This is a genomic window from Mycobacteriales bacterium (assembly GCA_030697205.1).
Lineage (GTDB): Bacteria > Actinomycetota > Actinomycetes > Mycobacteriales > SCTD01 > JAUYQP01.
In genome coordinates this window covers 17974-34896 of record JAUYQP010000044.1, presented here as the reverse complement: position 1 = coordinate 34896, position 16923 = coordinate 17974, and the positions used below count along the sequence as shown (strand labels likewise).

At 73.6% G+C, this 16923-nt stretch carries 16 protein-coding genes and 1 pseudogene; 8 read left to right on the top strand and 9 right to left on the bottom strand.

Features of this window, described 5'->3' with window-relative positions; translation table 11 throughout:
- The first annotated feature begins 109 nt into the window (after positions 1 to 109).
- From Q8R60_14145 to Q8R60_14135, 3 genes and pseudogenes are all read left to right on the top strand, one after another.
- Positions 110 to 568, top strand: a complete 459-nt coding sequence (locus tag Q8R60_14145; GenBank protein ID MDP3713612.1) for a hypothetical protein — start codon at positions 110 to 112, stop codon at positions 566 to 568.
- A pseudogene (locus tag Q8R60_14140) lies at positions 537 to 986 on the top strand (SDR family oxidoreductase). Before Q8R60_14145 ends, Q8R60_14140 begins: the two are co-directional and overlap by 32 nt.
- Before the next feature lie 92 nt (positions 987 to 1078).
- Positions 1079 to 2125, top strand: coding sequence for an SDR family NAD(P)-dependent oxidoreductase (locus Q8R60_14135; GenBank protein ID MDP3713611.1), 1047 nt, complete (start codon positions 1079 to 1081; stop codon positions 2123 to 2125).
- On the opposite strand, the gene Q8R60_14130 is transcribed toward Q8R60_14135, so the two are convergent.
- Genes Q8R60_14130 through Q8R60_14120 form a run of 3 tightly spaced genes read right to left on the bottom strand, consistent with a single transcriptional unit; the run spans position 2106 to position 6182 of the window.
- Complete coding sequence (locus Q8R60_14130; GenBank protein MDP3713610.1) at positions 2106 to 3563, bottom strand: carotenoid oxygenase family protein; 1458 nt, start codon at positions 3561 to 3563, stop codon at positions 2106 to 2108. The genes Q8R60_14135 and Q8R60_14130 overlap by 20 nt on opposite strands.
- Before the next feature lies 1 nt (position 3564).
- Positions 3565 to 4782 (bottom strand): acetyl-CoA acetyltransferase, encoded by a 1218-nt coding sequence (locus tag Q8R60_14125; protein MDP3713609.1) that lies wholly within the window; start codon positions 4780 to 4782, stop codon positions 3565 to 3567.
- Complete coding sequence (locus Q8R60_14120; protein ID MDP3713608.1) at positions 4779 to 6182, bottom strand: wax ester/triacylglycerol synthase family O-acyltransferase; 1404 nt, start codon at positions 6180 to 6182, stop codon at positions 4779 to 4781. The genes Q8R60_14125 and Q8R60_14120 overlap by 4 nt, the downstream gene beginning before the upstream one ends.
- A gap of 166 nt (positions 6183 to 6348) precedes the next feature.
- Between Q8R60_14120 and Q8R60_14115 the strand changes: the two genes are divergently transcribed.
- Positions 6349 to 7197, top strand: coding sequence for an EAL domain-containing protein (locus tag Q8R60_14115; GenBank protein ID MDP3713607.1), 849 nt, complete (start codon positions 6349 to 6351; stop codon positions 7195 to 7197).
- Positions 7194 to 8384: a hypothetical protein gene (locus Q8R60_14110; GenBank protein ID MDP3713606.1), complete on the top strand. Its 1191-nt coding sequence runs from the start codon at positions 7194 to 7196 to the stop codon at positions 8382 to 8384. Before Q8R60_14115 ends, Q8R60_14110 begins: the two co-directional genes overlap by 4 nt.
- 14 nt (positions 8385 to 8398) lie before the next feature.
- On the opposite strand, the gene Q8R60_14105 is transcribed toward Q8R60_14110, so the two are convergent.
- The 3 genes from Q8R60_14105 to Q8R60_14095 form a co-directional block, all read right to left on the bottom strand.
- On the bottom strand, positions 8399 to 9169 hold the full coding sequence (locus Q8R60_14105) for a thioesterase family protein (GenBank protein ID MDP3713605.1): 771 nt from the start codon (positions 9167 to 9169) through the stop codon (positions 8399 to 8401).
- 191 nt (positions 9170 to 9360) lie between these two features.
- Positions 9361 to 10368, bottom strand: coding sequence for an ATP-binding cassette domain-containing protein (locus Q8R60_14100; GenBank protein ID MDP3713604.1), 1008 nt, complete (start codon positions 10366 to 10368; stop codon positions 9361 to 9363).
- On the bottom strand, positions 10365 to 11378 hold the full coding sequence (locus Q8R60_14095) for an ABC transporter permease (GenBank protein ID MDP3713603.1): 1014 nt from the start codon (positions 11376 to 11378) through the stop codon (positions 10365 to 10367). Before Q8R60_14095 ends, Q8R60_14100 begins: the two co-directional genes overlap by 4 nt.
- Before the next feature lie 121 nt (positions 11379 to 11499).
- Between Q8R60_14095 and Q8R60_14090 the strand changes: the two genes are divergently transcribed.
- On the top strand, positions 11500 to 12393 hold the full coding sequence (locus tag Q8R60_14090; GenBank protein ID MDP3713602.1) for a hypothetical protein: 894 nt from the start codon (positions 11500 to 11502) through the stop codon (positions 12391 to 12393).
- Complete coding sequence (locus Q8R60_14085) at positions 12390 to 13358, top strand: NAD(P)H-quinone oxidoreductase (GenBank protein ID MDP3713601.1); 969 nt, start codon at positions 12390 to 12392, stop codon at positions 13356 to 13358. Before Q8R60_14090 ends, Q8R60_14085 begins: the two co-directional genes overlap by 4 nt.
- Before the next feature lie 140 nt (positions 13359 to 13498).
- On the opposite strand, the gene Q8R60_14080 is transcribed toward Q8R60_14085, so the two are convergent.
- Both Q8R60_14080 and Q8R60_14075 read right to left on the bottom strand, forming a co-directional pair.
- Entirely contained in the window at positions 13499 to 14374 is an 876-nt protein-coding gene (locus Q8R60_14080) for a hypothetical protein (protein ID MDP3713600.1), read from the bottom strand.
- Positions 14371 to 15543 (bottom strand): cysteine desulfurase-like protein, encoded by a 1173-nt coding sequence (locus Q8R60_14075; protein MDP3713599.1) that lies wholly within the window; start codon positions 15541 to 15543, stop codon positions 14371 to 14373. The genes Q8R60_14080 and Q8R60_14075 overlap by 4 nt, the downstream gene beginning before the upstream one ends.
- 90 nt (positions 15544 to 15633) lie before the next feature.
- On the opposite strand from Q8R60_14075, the gene Q8R60_14070 reads away from it, so the two are divergent.
- Positions 15634 to 16089, top strand: coding sequence for a bacterial proteasome activator family protein (locus Q8R60_14070; GenBank protein MDP3713598.1), 456 nt, complete (start codon positions 15634 to 15636; stop codon positions 16087 to 16089).
- A gap of 9 nt (positions 16090 to 16098) precedes the next feature.
- Here Q8R60_14070 and Q8R60_14065 read toward each other — a convergent pair whose 3' ends face one another.
- Positions 16099 to 16899, bottom strand: coding sequence for a Cof-type HAD-IIB family hydrolase (locus tag Q8R60_14065; GenBank protein ID MDP3713597.1), 801 nt, complete (start codon positions 16897 to 16899; stop codon positions 16099 to 16101).
- Between the last annotated feature and the right edge of the window lie 24 nt (positions 16900 to 16923).

Genomic DNA, 16923 nt, shown 5'->3' with positions numbered 1-16923 from the left:
AGCAGGTCTGGCCGCAAGGACGACTCTCGGCGGTGCTGACGACCCGGGCTCGGGGCACCTCGGCCGGGGATCGCCCAGGGACCGTCCGACATCTGGTTGGCTGGTGCCGGTGAGCGCCAGCCTCGACCCCACCCCCGTCTACGACGCGATGCTCGCCGACCTCGTCGCGCGCGCCCGCGAGGGCGACGCCGCCACCGGCGTGCTCGCCACCGCCGCGACCCTGCACGAGCCCGGACCCGGCGGCACGTGCCGCGGCTGCGGGCTGCCGACGCCGTGCCCGACCGCTTCGCTGCTCGACAGGTCCGTCGACCTCGACGAGGCACGGCTCGAGGCCCGGCGCCTCCTGCTCGCGCGCGCCGTCGAGACCGCCGCCACCGGCGCAGCGGCACCCGCGGTCGCGCCGGCAGCGCTGCCGGCGGCCGGCCCGCAGGAGCCTCCCGGCGTAGGTCTCGACGAGGACGAGGAGCGGCCAACGCCGGTGCTGCCGAGCGCGGCGGAGCTCTTCGCCCCCAACCCCGGGACGGCGCGGGCGCTCGATGCGCTGCTCGGAGGCCCCACGCGGAGGTAGCCGCGGGTGTAGGAAGGCGACCTCGACGACGAGGGAGCATGTCGTGACGTACTTCGTGACCGGAGCCACCGGGTTCATCGGCAAGCGCCTGGTGGCGCGACTGCTGCAGCGCGAGGGCGACGTGCACGTCCTGGTCCGCGCGCAGTCGGTCGACAAGCTGGCCGCGCTGTTCGACGACCCGCGGGTGAAGCCGGTCGTCGGTGACCTCGCCGAGCCGATGCTCGGGGTCGATCCCGCAGGGCTCGCCGGCGTCACCGAGGTCTTCCACCTCGCCGCGCTCTACGACATGACGGCCAGCGCCGCCACTGCCGAACTGGACAACGAGACGAGCAACGTCGCCGACACCCGCCACGCCGTCGAGCTCGCCAACGCCCTCGGCGCGACCCTGCACCACGTCTCGTCCATCGCCGTCGCGGGTGAGCACAAGGGCTTGTTCCGCGAGGGCAGCTCGCCGAGGCGCGGCGGTCCTTCCTCGCCGACCTCGGCATTCCCGACGAGGTCGTCGGCCACATGGCGCTGGTGCCGCAGTTCGACACCCGCGACGCGGAGCGGGCGCTGGCCGGCAGCGGCATCGCGGTGCCGCCGCTCGCGGACTACGCCTGGCGGCTCTGGGACTTCTGGGAGCGCCGCCTCGACCCCGACCTGCACAGGGACCGCTCGCTGCGGGCCGCGATCGAGGGCAAGCGGGTCCTCATCACCGGCGGCTCGTCGGGCATCGGCGCGGCGGCGGCCCACCAGATCGCCGCGGCCGGCGGCATCCCGATCATCGTGGCCCGCACGCTCGACAAGCTGCTCGAGGTGCAGCAGGAGATCACCGAGGCCGGCGGCACCTGCCACGTCCACACCTGCGACCTGTCGGACCTCGAGGCGATCGACACCCTCGTCAAGGACGTCAACGAGGCCCACGGCGGCGTCGACTTCCTCGTCAACAACGCGGGCCGCTCGATCCGGCGCAGCATCAAGCTGTCCTACGACCGCTTCCACGACCTCGAGCGCACCATGCAGCTCAACTACTTCGGGGCGGTGCGCCTCATCACCGGGCTGCTTCCCGGCATGACGGCGCAGCGCTTCGGTCACGTCGTCAACGTGTCGTCCATCGGGGTGCAGACCGGTGCGCCGAGGTTCTCGGCGTACGTCGCCTCGAAGGCCGCGCTCGACGCCTACTCGCGCATCGCGGCGGCCGAGACCCTCGGCCACGGCGTCACCTTCACGACCATCCACATGCCGCTGGTGCGGACCCCGATGATCGCCCCCACCAAGATGTACGACGCCTTCCCCGCGATCACGCCCGAGGAGGCCGGCGCGATGGTCTGCGAGGCGCTGCGCTCACGCCCGAAGAGCATCAACACCCGGCTCGGCACCGCCGCCGAGGTCCTCTACGCGGTCGCCCCGAAGGTCGCCGACCAGGTGCTGCACCTGGCCTACAAGGCCTTCCCCGACTCGACCGCTGCCAAGGGCTCGGCATCGGCTGGTGGGTCGGACGAGCCGGCGGAGGACCCGCGGCTGTCCGGCGAGCAGCTCGCCCTCGCGCACGTCCTCAAGGGCGTCCACTGGTAGGCGACCAGAAGGAGTGGGTGCCGCTCGAGATGCGGTGCGGCAGCCGCAGTCGGCAGACCGTCGACAGGTCGCGGGCGTCGAGCAGCACGGCTTCGCTGGTGTCGGTCGTCAGGTCGGACACGAAGGTCACGAGGTAGCCATCGTCCTCGGCGGTGGAGCCGGTGCGCGGCGCGAAGGGCGCCTCGCTGCCGATGCGACCCTCGCCGAAGGACACCCGCTGCTCGGCGCCGGTGACCATGTCCTGCTTCACGAGGCCGTCGAAGGCGAACATGCCCGGCACGCCGGTGGCGCAGTAGGCGTAGCGGTAGGGCCGCCCGCCGTGGCCGCCGTTGATCATCCCGAACTCCATGTAGCGGTCCGACAGGTCCTCCTCCTTCACCGCCCCGGTGACGAGGTTGAGCCGGTAGCGGCGCGGCCGCGCCTCGAGCCGGTTGAGGTCGATGTGGCGGTAGAAGGCCTTCCACTCGTCGTCACCGGCCTGCCGGCGCGGCGCGGGGTTGCCCTGGAAGAAGCCGTCGAGCACGATCTCGTCGCCGTCCTCGTAGGCGTTGATCCAGTGCAGGACGTAGGTGGCCTCGCACTCGAACCAGCGGATGTCCTCGGTGCGGCCGAAGCGCGGCACCACCGCGAGGCGCATCGGCAGGTCGGGGTAGAACCGCGGCAGGTGGATGTCGGAGGTGAGCAGCTGCGGGTCCCAGAACAGCGGGTGGTCGTTGAGGATCGAGTAGCACTCGGTGAAGGCCATGTCGTGCGGGAGCCGCGGCCCGGGCAGCGGCACGTCGATCCAGTGGACCAGCTCGCCCGCGGCGCTGACCACGCCGTAGTGCATGTAGGGCGCCTGCTTCGAGTAGTTGAAGACCAGCATCTCGCCGGTGCGCTCGTCGACCTTGGTGTGGGCGCTGATCCCCTCCTCGGGCACCCACGGCAGGGTGCCGCGCGGCTCGAGGGTGAGCCGGTCGTGGGCGTAGAGCTCGCCGCACATCCAGAAGCTGGTCAGCGCCTGCCCGTTGTGCACCACGACGTCGGTCGAGCTCGCGTCCTTCATCCGGGTGCGCGCGCCCCAGCCGTCGGGCCGCAGCGAGTTGGCCGGCATATCGAGCATCCCGGTCCACAGCGGGCCGCCCGCCTCCTGCTCGGCAAGGAATCCGGCGGTCCGCACGAAGCGGTTGCGGTAGGACGCGGTGCCGTCGGCGAGGTGCAGCTGGTGCAGCATCCCGTCGCCGTCGAAGGGGTGGTAGACGCCGATCGAGGGGTGGACGGGGTTCTCGGTGTTGCGCAGGTAGACGCCCTCGAGGTCCGTCGGTATGTCGCCCTCGATCACCTCGAGGTCGGTCGCGTCCCACTCCGCGAGGTTGGGCTGCCACGCCCCGCTGCGGTAGGGGTGGTCGTCGGTCGCGGGCAGCGTCGACAACGGCGCGGACACCTGGACAGCGGTCACGTCAGACTCCGATCAGCAGGCTCACGGTGGTCGTGGTGGAGCCACCGATGTTGAGGGTGCCGAAGGCGCGGGCGCCCTCGACCTGGCAGCCGCCGGCGGTCCCGGTGACCTGCCGCACGGCATCGAGCGCCATCCGCACGCCGGTCGCACCGACCGGGTGGCCGAGACCGATGAGGCCGCCGCTGGGGTTGACGGGCAGCTCGCCGTCGCGCTCCAGCGTCCCGGACTCCACGGCCTTCCAGCTCTCCCCCGGGGCGGTGATGCCGAGGTGGTCGATCGCGAGGTACTCGCTCGGCGAGAAGCAGTCGTGGGTCTCGACCCCGTCGAGCGCGAAGACGTCGGGCAGCCCGGCCCGGCGCAGGGCATCGAGGAACGCCTCACGGACGTGCGGCAGGACGTACGACGACGACGCGCTGCGCCGGAGCTTGTCCTCGAGCGGTAGCCCGACCGTGCGGTGGCCCCAGCCGAGCAGCCGGGGGACGGTCGCGAGGTCCCGACCGTGGCGGCGGGCCCACTCGGTCGCGAACTCCGCACCGGCGAGCACGAGGCCCGCGCCGCCGTCGGTCACCTGGCTGCAGTCGCTGCGGCGTACGACGCCTGCGACCACGGGGTTGCGCTCGTCGTCCTCGCCGAAGTCCGCGACGGTCCAGGTGCGGGTCTGGGCGTAGGGGTTGTCCTTGGCGTTGCGGTGGTTGAGCTCGGCGATCCCCGCGAGGTGGGCGTGGTCGAGGCCGAAGCGGCGGTCGTACTCCTCGGCGACGCGGGCGAACTGGTGCGGCCACACGAAGGGGACGTCGTCGTCCTCGTGACCGACCCAGGCCGCCGCCCGCAGCAGCCGCGCGGCCTCGTCGCCGGGGACGCTGCGCTCCTGCTCGACACCGACGACGAGGGCGACGTCGTAGCGACCTGCCTCGATCTCGGCCGACGCCGCGAGCAGCGCGAGGCTGCCCGACGCGCAGGCTCCCTCGTGCCGGCTCGCGGGCGCGCCCCACAGGCCGGGCACGACCGTGGCCGGCATCGCGCCGAGGTGGCCCTGACCGGTGAAGAGCTGGCCGAACGCATTGCCGACGTGGACGGTCTGCACCTGCTCGGCGTCGACGGCCGCGTCGGCGAGGGTGCCCTCCACGACCTCCCGCACGAGGTCGCTACAGTCGAGCCCCTCCCGCGCGTAGTTGCGGGCGAAGTCGGTCTGCGCGCCACCGAGCAGGAAGACCGTCATGACGCGGTGTCCACCAGCTCGGCGAGCGACTCGCGCAGCAGGTGCGCCAGCCGGTCGACGTCGGGCACGTGGTCGGCGTCGGCGACGAGGCCGTAGGTGACGCGCCCGTGGTAGCTCATGATGCCGATCGCGAGGGTGTGCTCGGGGGCGAGGAAGGCGAGCGGGACGAGCTCCTCGAGCTGCCGACCGAGCAGGTAGATAGGGATCTGCGGGCCGGGCACGTTGGTGACGAGCAGGTTGTAGAGCCGGCTCGAGAAGCCCAGGCGCGAGGCGCGCGCGAGCACCGCCGGCGGCAGGGCGTTCTCGATGGAGGTGAGGACCTTCGCGCCCTCCGCCTGCTTGCCGGACTTGAGGTGCTCCATGCCGGCCCGCACCTGCACGAGGCGCTCCACCGGGTCCTTGGTGCCGACCGGCAGCGGCGCGTTCATGATGGCGATCTCGTTGCCGAGCGCGCCCTTCTTGGCCTCCGGTCGCAGCGACACAGGGACGCAGGCGCGCAGCACCAGGCCGTCGGTGTCCGTGCCGCGCTCGGCGAGGAAGCGACCCAGCGCACCGGCGACGGCAGTGAGCACGACGTCGTTGACGGTCGCGCCGCCCGAGGACGCCTTCACCCGCTTGTAGTCGGCGAGGTCGGTGTCGACGATCGCGACGAGGCGGTGGGGACCGGGCTTGCGGTTGAGCAGCGTCTTCGGCGCGGCGTCGACGAGCGGCTTGGCCGCCTCGACCACAGCGGTCACCGCGTCGGTGGCCGACCGCAGGCCCTCCTTCGGGCTGGTCGCCAGCGCGAGGCCCCGGCCGCCGAGCTCGACGAGGTTGCGCACAATGCCCTTCGCGCCCGCGGCCAGCAGGTCGAGCGACCCGGGCGTCGACTCCGCCGTCCAGGGGGGCGGCTCGGGGTCGACGACGTCGCGCTCGAGGTCGAACAGCACCGTCATGAGGTCGACGCCGCTGACGCCGTCGATCATCGCGTGGTGGGTCTTCGCGACGATCGCCCAGCGACTCTCCCCGTCGACCGCAGCGAGTCCCTCGACGAGCCACATCTCCCACAGCGGCTTGCTGCGGTCCAGGCGCTGCCCGATCACGCGGTCGACGAGGTTGAGCAGCTCACGCTGCGACCCCGGTACAGGCAGGGCGGTGTGGCGGACGTGGTATTCCAGTCGGAACGTGCTGTCCTCCACCCACAGCGGGCGGCCGGTGCCGAGCGGCATCTCCTGCACCCGCTGGCGGTAGCGCGGGAGCCGCGGCAGGCGGGCGTCGATGTGCGCGCGGAAGGCCTCGATCGACGGCGCCGGTCCCTCGAATACCCCGAGCGCCCCGATGTGCATGTGGGCGCCGCCCTCCTCCATGTGGAGGAAGCCCGCGTCGATGCTCGTCAACCGGTCCAGGTGCCCCTGTGCCACGCCATGCCTCCCGATCACGCTGCTGGGTGGCACACCTTGTCACGACACGGAGCAACGCGGATGTGACTGCGGGGTTGCCTGACCTTTCGGTGCTAACCCGCACAAGTCCGCGACGAGATACCCGATCGGGTGCACAGCGGCTCCTCCTGTGAGCCACGCTGATCCGGTGCACCGGTCCCCGCCCCGCCAGCTCAGCGCTGCTGCGCTGACCGCTGCGCTGGACACGGGCGGCCTGACCGTCGTCTACCAACCGGTCGTCGACCTGCGGTCCGGCTACGTCGTGGCGGCCGAGGCGCTGGCCCGGCTGCGCCTGCCCGACGGCGGCGTGCTGCTACCCCCGTCGGCCTTCCTGCCCACCGCGGAGAGGCACGGCCTCGTCGGGCGGCTCGACGCGATGGTCGCCGACATCGCGATCCGGCAGGCCGCGCTGTGGTGGGAGGCGACCGGCGAGCGTCCCTTCAGCATCGGCATCAACGTGTCCGTCGCCGACCTCGACGACTCCGCGCTGCCCTTGCGGATGCAGGCGCTGTGCGCCGAGGCGGGGTTGCCGCTCGACGCGCTCGTCGTCGAGGTCACCGAGTCGCTGCTGTCGGTCGAGGGGCGAGGCCACGAGGACGTGCTGCGCTCGCTCGCGGCGCTCGGCGTCAACGTCACGATGGACGACTTCGGCACGGGCTTCTCCTCGCTGTCTTACCTCAAGCGCTTCCCCGTCAAGGGCATCAAGATCGACCGGTCCTTCACCTGGGACCTCGACACCGACCCGGCCCTCACCGTCGCACTGGTCCGCTTCGGGCTCGAGCTCGGCGTGCACGTCGTCGCCGAGGGCGTCGAGACGGAGTCCCAGCTGCAGGCGCTGTGCCAGGCCGGCTGCCCCTTCGCGCAGGGCTACCTGTTCAGCCCGCCGTTGCCGGCCGCGGAGCTCACCGCGCTGCTCGACCGCCGCTTCGTCCTGCCCCGCCCGGTCGCGGTGCCGCGGCCCCGCACCGTGACGGCAGGCCTACCCTCGCCCCGGTGAGTGCCCTCGCCCGCTACGCCACCGTTCTGCGCCCGCCCGGCGCCAGCGCTGCCCTCACCGCGAGCGTCGTCGGACGGCTGAGCCTCGGCATGACCGGGCTCGCGGTCCTGTTGCTGGTCAAGGACACGACCGGCTCGTACGCCGTGGCCGGTGCGGTTTCGGCCGCCTACGCGCTGGCCTTCGCGGTGGCCGCCCCTGGGCGCGCGCGTTCCGCCGACCGCGGCGGTCCGCGCCGGGTGCTCGTGCAGTGCGGCCTCGTGCACCCGATCGGCCTGGTCGCCCTCGTGGCGCTCTGCTCCGTCGACGCGCCGCTGGTCGCGCTGCTTCTCGCCGCCGTCGCGGCCGGTGCGACCGTGCCTCCGCACGGCGCCGTGATGCGCGCGCTCTGGGGCACCCTGGTGCACGGCCCCGGCATCGCGACCGCCTACGCCCTGGAGGCGGTGGTCGTCGAGCTGTGCTTCGTGCTCGGCCCGCTGCTCGTCGCGATCGGGATCGCGCTGGAGGGGCCGTCCACCGCGCTGCTGCTCTCGGCCGGGCTCAGCTCCCTCGGTGCGCTGTGGCTCGCGGGGCTGCCGGTCGTGCGCACGGTCGAGCCACACCCCGACCGCGCAGCGTCGTCGTACGGCCCGTTGACCTCCCCCGTCGTGCGGGCCCTGCTCCTCACCGTCTTCTGGATCGGGCTGGGCTTCGGGTCGGTCGAGGTGGCGGTCACGGCCTTCGTCGAGGAGGCGGGGCGCTCGACCGGTGTGACCGGGATCGTGCTGGCCGTGTGGAGCCTCGGCTCGATGGCGGGCGGCCTGGTCTACGGCTCCCTGCACCCGACCACCCGGCCCGCCCGGCAGTTGCCGGTGCTCGTCGCCGCGCTGGCCGTCGCCTCGATGCTGCCCGTGCTGACCGGCACCGTGCTCATGCTGTCGGTGGCGCTGTTCGCCTACGGCACGACGATCGCTCCCTTCAGCGCGTGCAACTCGGTGCTGCTCGGAGCGGCCGCGCCGTCGGGCACCGTCACCGAGGCCTTCGCCTGGAACGGCAGCATGATCTTCGCGGGCGCCGCCGTCGGCAGCGCCGTCGGCGGGGTCCTCGCCGAGCACTCCGGGTCGACGGCGGCCTTCGCCCTCACCGCCCTCGGCGGGCTCGGAGCGGTCGGCTCGTCGGTGCTGGGGCTGCGGGCGCTGCGCGCCGGTTAGTCAGGCTCGCCCGGTCAGGGGCGGGGCGCGACGAGCAGCGACTGGGCGCCGACACCGACCGGTCCGTCGAGGTCGGACAGCCGGGTCGTCGCGAGGCCGGTCTCGCCGACGGTCGTGACCGCGTCGACGCAGACCCACTCGCCGACCGGCTGCCGGTGCACGTGGACGGTGAGCTCCGGGTTGATGAAGTGCCACTCCCGCAGGTCGAGCTCGCTGGACAGGCCGTTGCCGCTGTCGGCCACGGCCAGCAGCCGCTGCAGACCGCTCGGCTCCTCGTCGGGCACGACCGACTGGCGCAGGCGGCTCCACGCCGTCGCGGGCCCGGGCTCGAGCCAGTGACCGCTGACGAGGCGCCACTCGACGGCCGAGAGGTAGCCGTCGCCCCAGCCCTCGACCGGTCCGCTCTCGCCCTGCGCGGGCAGCGGGGGCGGGGCCGCGGCGCGCGGGGCGACGGTGACGCCCTCGGTCCTCCGGACCCGCCACGCCCGGGCGACCGCGACGTCGCGACCCTGCGCCGACAGGCTCGCCTCGACGAGCTCGACGCTGCGGCCGGGCCTCGTGACGCGCGCGGTCAGGTCGAGCTCGCCGACCGGGACCGCGCCGAGGATCTCGACGGTCACGCGGGCGACGACGGTGTCCTCGCGCGGTGCGCACCGCTCCACCGCGCGGCCGAGCAGCGCGCTCGGCGGACCCCCGTGCTGGAAGCCCGGGTCCCACGGACCCGTCGTGTGGGTGGTCGCCCACCAGCGGGTCCCGTCGGAGCCCAGCGGCTCGTAGAAGCTCACCCGCCCACCCTGCCACCCACCCCGCTGCCCGCCCCGCCACCCCGCCGCCCGCCCGACCTCATCTGCCGGTCCCGCCCCCTGACTCCCTCGGATTGGGTGGCATTCCTCGGCGTGGCGGCGCGCGGCGCGCCGAGAGAACCCACCCAATCGGTCCCGGGGCGGGGTGGGCGGCTACGGGTGACGGGTGCGGGCTACGGGGAGGGGACGGTCGGGCGGCGGGTGCCGCGGCGCCGGCCGAGCAGAGTGGCAACGCCGTCGGCACCGACCAGCGTGCGGAACTCCGCGACGTCGTACGCCGTGAGGGTCGTGTTACGCCGCGCCCTGGCGGTGGCGGCGCGCGGGAAGCCGAGCAGCGGGGCGAGCTCGCCGAAGTAGTCGCCGGGCTTGCAGAGGGCGAGCCGCTCCTCCTTGCCGTCGGCGCGCTCGCGCAGGAGCTCCACCTCGCCGTCGGTGACGACGTAGACGAGCCGGCCGCGCTCTCCCTGGCGGAACAGCACCTCGCCGGCAGCGAGCTCCACCTGCTGACGGGCGGCGCCGTCGGCGGTCGCGGCCGCGAGGTCGACGACGCGGTCGCCGAGCGGCAGCATCCGATCGTCGTGGGTGGCGACCACGACCACCCGGCCGGCGGTGGCGAGCCGACGCAGCAGCGCGAGGACGCCCTCGACCTGCAGGTAGTCGAGGTGGGCGGTCGGCTCGTCGGCGAGCAGCAGCGGCGGGTCGTGGGCGAGCGCCCGGGCGATCGCGACCCGCTGCTGCTGACCACCCGAGAGCTGTCCCGGCCGGTGGCCCGCGCGGGCGGCGAGGTCGACCTCGTCGAGCAGCTCGGCGGCCCGCAGCCGCGCCACCGCCCGCTTGGTGCCGGTGGCGAGCAGCGGCGTCATGACGTTCTCGAGCGCGGTCAGCGACGGCACCAGGTTGAAGGCCTGGAAGACGACGCCGACGGTGCGGCGGCGGTAGGCGGTGAGGTCCGCGCCCGACAGCCCGACCAGCTCGGTGCCGGCGACTCGGATGCTCCCGTCGCTGGGGGTGAGGATGCCGGCGAGGCAGGACAGCAGCGTGGTCTTGCCGCACCCGGAGGGCCCGAGCAGCAGGACCATCTCACCGTCGAGCGCCTGCATGGTGAAGCCGTCGAGCGGCCGCACGTCGTAGTCGCCGCTGCGATAGGTGACCGTCAGGTCCTCGACCCGCAGGCTCGTCATACCGCCGCTCCGAACGCCAGAGCCGGGTCGACCCCGACCGCGCGGCGCAGTCCGCTGATGCACGCGACCAGGCCGGTGAGGACACCGACGACCGGCAGAGCCAGGACGTAGGCGGTCGGGATCGTGAACGCAATCGGGAAGACCGGCACGAGGGCAAGGGCGACGAGGATCCCCACGAGGCTGGCGCCCACGGACAGCACCACGGCCTGCACGGCGAGGCCACTGGCGAGCGACCGCGTCGACCAGCCGGTGGCCTTGTAGACGGCGAAGTCGCGCGCCCGCTCCAGCGCCGACAGGTAGACGACCGAGCCGATGACGAGCGCGGCGACCAAGGACAGCAGCAGCTGGGCGAGGCGGATCGAGGCGACCGCGCCCTCGAGCGGGCGCAGCAGCCCGAGCCGGGTCTCGTCACGGGTGCGCGACGAGAGCCCCTCGGGCAGCAACTCCGGCACCCCGCGGGTGACGATCGCCGACGCGACGTCGGCGCCGCCGACGACCGCGTCCTGGACGTCCCCGATCCGCAGGAAGAGCAGCGGCTGCCCGGCGTTGATGGTTCGGCCCTCGGTGGTGCCGACGACCTCGAACCGCCTTCCTGCAAGGTCGATCCGCTCACCGACCCGCGCCCCGAGGGAGGTGTCCGCCACGACCTCGCCGACGGCCTGCGGGAGCCGTCCGGTCACGCCGTCCGGCTGACCGAGCCCACCGTCGGCGTAGCCGACGAGGTTGACGTCGACGATGCGGTCACGACGCACCGTGTGGTGCAGGACCACGATCGGGTCGGCCCGCTCGACGCCGGGCATCCGCGCGACCTCCTCTGCCCGGTCGGCCGCGACGACCGACGGAGTCGTGAAGACGCCGTCGACGCCGGTCGGCGTGACCCAGGCGTCGGCGCCCACGAGGTCGACCGTGCGCTGCGCCTCGGCGGTGAAGCTGCTCGACAGCCCGGCCATCACGAGCGTCATCGCGAAGACCAGGGCAGCCCCGGTGCCGGCGATCACGAAACGGCGCACGCGCCACTGGAGGTCCCGCCACGTCGTCAACCACACCCACGCACCCAACACCCTCACGGGGTTTCGCACTGTCGCCCTCCCGACAGCCCACGACCCCCTCCTGTGCCGCAGACTGGAGCCCATGCGCCTGCCCCGTCTCGTCACTGCCGCCACTGCTGCCGCCGTCGCCCTCGTCGCCCTGACCGCCTGCGGGGGTGACCCCGCGACCACCGCCGGAGGGGCCAGCCCGTCGAGCGCGACCACCACCGCGAGCAGCGCGGCCACGCCGGACGCCTCGACCACGTCCGCCGGACCCGGCACCAGCCAGGCGCCGACGACAGGTGGCGGGCCGGCCGCAGCAGGGACCAATGCGCCCACCAGCGGAGCGACCGGCGCAGCGCCCCGTCGTACGACGGCCGCCGTGGCCCCTTCCAGCGCCGGCAAGACGGCCGAGCGGCAGGCGACCGCACCGGGCGACTACCTCTACGACAGCAGCGGGACCTTCAGCCTCGGCGGGGCACCGCAGCCCGTCGACGGCACCTCGACGCTCACCGTCGACCCGGTCGTCGACGGCACGCAGCACTCGGTGCTCGAAGGCGAGGACAGCCGTACCGAGCAGGACGTGCTGGTCCGGGAGAACGGCACCTACGTCGCGCGGCTGCAGATCACCAACGCAGGCTTCGACAAGGCCTTCGAGTTCGACCCTGCCGAGGTGCTCGTGCCCACGCCGGCGACGGTCGGCACGACCTGGTCGTGGGTCGCGACGAGCACCGACGGCAAGACCCGCGCGACGCAGAACTCCAAGGTCGTGCGCAGCGAGACCCTCACCATCGGTGGAAAGCAGGTCGCGACGCAGGTCATCCAGACGACGCTGCGGCTGTCGGGCGACATCAGCTACACCGGCGAGATCACCACCCACTACGCCGAGTCGCTGCACCTGCCCGTCAAGGAGCGGACGAAGGGCAACGGCACGGTCCAGGGCTTCTCGTTCTCGATGGACGTCACCGCGACGGCCCGCTCCACCACGCCCGCGTGAGGGCCGTGACGCTGCCGTCCTTCGGCGGCCCCGAGGCCCTCGTCCTCGTCGACGTCGACGACCCGGTCGCGGGACACGACGAGGTTGTCGTCGACGTCGTCGCGACCGCCGTCAACCGCGCAGATCTCCTGCAGCGCCAGGGCCTCTACCGCCCGCCGCCCGGCGCGACCGCCGTTCCCGGGCTCGAGTGCAGCGGCCGCATCAGCGCCCTCGGCGAGGGCGTCGTCGGGTGGCAGGTCGGCGACGAGGTGTGCGCCCTGCTCTCAGGAGGGGGCTACGCCGAGAAGGTCGCCGTCCCCGCCGGTCAGCTGCTCCCCGTGCCGACCGGCCTGTCAGTGGTCGACGCCGCGGCACTGCCCGAGGTCGCCTGCACGGTCTGGTCCAACGTCTTCGCGCTGGCCGGTCTGCAGCCGGGCGAGACGTTCCTCGTCCACGGTGGCACCTCCGGCATCGGCACCCACGCGATCCAGGTCGCCTCGCGGGCCGGCGCGACGGTGGTGTGCACCGTCGGGTCGCCGGCGAAGGCCGAGCGCGCGCTCGCGCTGGGAGCGGACCGCGCGGTGCTCTACCGCGACGAGGACTTCGTCGAGGTCGTCCGCGGACTCGGCGGGGCCGACGTGGTCCTCGACAACATGGGTGCGGCGTACCTCGGTCGCAACATCGAGGCGCTCACCACCGGCGGGCGGCTGGTCGTCATCGGGTTGCAGGGCGGGGTGAAGGGCGAGCTCGACCTCGCGGCGCTGCTCGGCAAGCGCGCCTCGGTCCACGCCACCGCGCTGCGGGCCCGGCCGCTGCACGAGAAGGCCGCCATCGTCGCGGAGGTGCTGGCCCACGTGTGGCCGATGGTCGAGGCCGGCGAGGTGCGGCCCGTCATCGACCGGGTGCTGCCGCTCGCCGACGTCGCCGAGGCGCACCGCGTCGTGGGCGCCTCCGAGCACGTCGGCAAGGTGCTCCTCACGACCTGACCCGCGAGCAGGACCGCCCCCCGCCCCCGTCCTCGCCCGCTCCCTCATGATCGACAGGCGATCTGCACGTGCCGCCCGGCGAGTCCCGTGCAGATCACCTGGTGATCTCCGGGGGAGGTGGGGAGGTGAGGTCGGGCGCCTCAGGTCGCGGCGGCGCGCTCGCGGTCGCGGGCCTTGGACAGCAAGGGCATCCCGCCGTTGTCGAGGATCGCCGTCGACAGCGGCTGCACCAGGTCGCGCAGCCGCAGGGCGCGCTCCTCACCGAGGACCTCCCATGGCGGCAGCGCGAGCCGGTCGGTGGCGTCCTCGGCCTCCTGCCGGGCGGCCCGGCCGGCATCGGTGAAGGCACCGTCGGCATCGAGCCGGCCGCGGGCCTGCAGGGCGGCGACCGCGCCGTCCCACTCCTCGTCGGAGTAGCCGCGGGTCGCCTGCAGCGCGCGGCGCGACCACGACTCACGGGTCGTCACGTGCAGCACCGCGGCCTGCAGCCCGGTGAGGCCCTGGCCGACGAGCGCCGCGATGTGGCCGTCGCCTCGGAACTCGCGCAGCAGCGCGACCGCGTGCCACAGCCGCAGCGCCGGCGCCTCGGGCCAGGCGAGCGAGGCGTGCCCGGCGTAGAGCGGGCGACCCTCGACGGCGCAGCCGGCCGTGGCCTCGGTGGCGAGCTCGAGCGCCTCGGTCACGTCGTCGAGCAGCGGGCCGCACAGCCGGGTGATGGCCCGCTCGACGCCGCGGTAGCGGGCGGCGAGCACCTGCTCCGGCGAGGCGATGTCCCACGCGTCCTCGATGCCGAGCCGGCACACCGCGGCGGAGAAGTTGAAGAACGTCGACTGCACGACCTGCCACGGCACCGCGCCGAGGCACGCGGCCCGGGCGGGGAAGTAGGCGTGCGCCGGGTTGGCCGCGCCGTCGAGGCCGATCGCGGCGTACTCCTCCTGCGGCTCGGGCGTGAAGTAGACCATCGCGTGGAACGGCTCCATCGCCTTCCACATCTCACGCGAGACAGTCGGGTTCACGGCAGGGCCTCCAGGAGTCGGTCGACGTCGTCGTCGGTGGAGTAGCAGACCACGCCCGCCCGGACCGCCCCGTCGGGGAGCCCGAGCCGCGCCATCAGCTCGATCGCGTAGTAGTGCCCCGCCCAGACCGCGACGCCCTTCGCCCCCAGCTCCGCAGCCACCTGCTGGGGCGTGCGCCCCGCCACCTGGAAGGCCACAGTCGGGGTACGCCGGGTCGGCGCGCCGACCAGTGACACGTCGTCCCTGCCGGTGAGGGAGTCGGTGAGGCGGGCGAAGACAGCCTCCTCGTGCGCAGCGAACCCCGCCATCGCCGACAGCACCTGCTCGCGTCGCGTCGCACCCGCGCCCCACGAGGCGATCCAGTCGACGGCCGCGGTGAGAGCAGCGAGCTGCGCGAAGGCCGGTGTCCCGAGCTCGAAGCGGTCGGGCACCTCCTCGGTGCTGGCGAGCAGCTTGTCGGGGTGCAGTGTCTCGAGCAGCGCCGGCGAGGCCGCGTGGACGCCGAGGTGCGGGCCGTACCACTTGTAGGCGCTGCAGGCCCAGACGTCCGCGCCGCTGGTCGCGAGGTCGACCGGCAGGTGCGGTGTCGAGGCGACCCCGTCGACGACGACGAGGGCCCCTGCGGCGTGGGCGAGCGCGGCGATCCGGGCGACGTCGGGGCGGGTGCCGGTGGCGTTGGAGGCCGCGGTGACCGCGACGAGCCGGGTCCGCTCGGAGACGAGGTCGTCGTACTCCTGGAGCTCGGTCGTCTCGTCGACGTCGGCCCACACGACGGTGGCCCCCGCGCGGGCGGCGGCCTGCACCCACGGGCGGATGTTGGCGTCGTGGTCGAGCCGGCTCACGACCACCTCGTCGCCCGGCTGCCAGGTGCGCGCCAGCGCCGAGGCGAGGACGTAGGTGCCGGCCGTCATCGACTGGCTGAAGAAGACGCCGCGCGGGTCGGCACCGAGCAGGTCGGCCGCCGCGAACCGTGCGGCATCCACGATGGCGTCGGCCCGGTGGCTGCTCGCGAAGGTCCCGTGCCGGTTGGACACCGCCTCGGTGAAGGCGCGGTGGGCGGCGTCCGCGACCGACCGCGGGACCTGCGTGCCGCCCGGTCCGTCGAAGTGGGCGAGGCCCTCGGCAAGGGCGGGGAAGCAGTCGCGGACGGCGCCGACGTCGAGGGTCATAGCCCGAGCCAACCGCATAGGGTGCATCGCATGTCCGAGGAGCAGCAGCAGGTGGTCATCGTGGGTCCCGACGGTCAGCCCGTGGGGAGCATGGCGATCCCCGAGGCGAACGGCTCGGAGGAGCGCAGCCCGGCCGACCTCGTCGAGCAGCCCGCGAAGGTCATGCGGATCGGCTCGATGGTCAAGCAGCTGCTCGAGGAGGTCCGCTCGGCGCCGCTCGACGAGGCCGCCCGCGAGCGGCTGCGAGAGGTCCACTCCCGCTCCATCAAGGAGCTCGAGGACGGCCTCGCGCCGGAGCTGCAGGAGGAGCTCGAGCGGCTGACACTGCCCTTCACGACCGACGCGACGCCATCCGACGCGGAGCTGCGGATCGCGCAGGCCCAGCTCGTCGGCTGGCTCGAGGGGCTCTTCCACGGCATCCAGACCGCGCTCGTCGCGCAGCAGGTCGCGGCCCGCGTGCAGCTCGAGCAGATGCGTGGCCGGCCCGCCATCGGCCCAGGCCCAGACCAGCCCGGCGCGCCCGGCAGCACCGGGCAGTACCTCTAGCCAGACCCGCTAGGAGAACCAGCGCTCGAGGACGTCCGCGACACCGTCGTCGTCGACCGGGCCGGTGACCTCGTCGGCGACCTCGAGGACCTCGGGGTGGCCGTTGCCCATCGCCACCCCGCGACCTGCCCACAGCAGCATCGGGATGTCGTTGGGCATGTCACCGAAGGCGATCACGTCGGCGGCGTCGATGCCGTGCGAGGCCGCGAAGGCCGCGAGCCCGCTGGCCTTGCTGACCCCGACCGCGGAGATCTCGAGCAGCCCGTCGTCGCTGGAGTGCGTGCACTCCGCGAGGTCGCCGAGCGCCTCGCGGGCCGCGGCGAGCAGCTCGTCGGAGCCGTACTCCTCGTGCCGGCCGAGCAGCTTGATGACGCCGCCGTGCACGAGGTCCTCGACCGGCTGGGGAGGCTCCGGCTGCTCCCACCTCGGCACGTAGGTCGCCTCGTGGCCGAAGCCCCGCTCGGGGTGCTCGACGGCGAAGGCGATGCCCGGCACGGCGGCGCGCAGGGACGCGACGACCTCGGCGGCGACGTCGGTGGTGAGCAGGTGCGCCTCCACGACCCGCTCGGTGTGCAGGTCGTAGAGCACCGCGCCGTTGGCGCAGACCGCGAGGCCGCGGTGGCCGGTGGCCTCGACCAGCGGGTGCATCCAGCGCGAGGGCCGACCGGTCACCATGACGAAGGGGGCACCGGCGGCCTCGACGGCGGCGATGGCCGCGACGGTGCGCGGCGACACCGTGCCGTCACTGCGGACGAGGGTCCCGTCGAGGTCGGAGGCCACGAGCCGCGGTGCAGGTGTCAGTGCTGGCATCGCGTCATCCTCTCACCGGCTGAG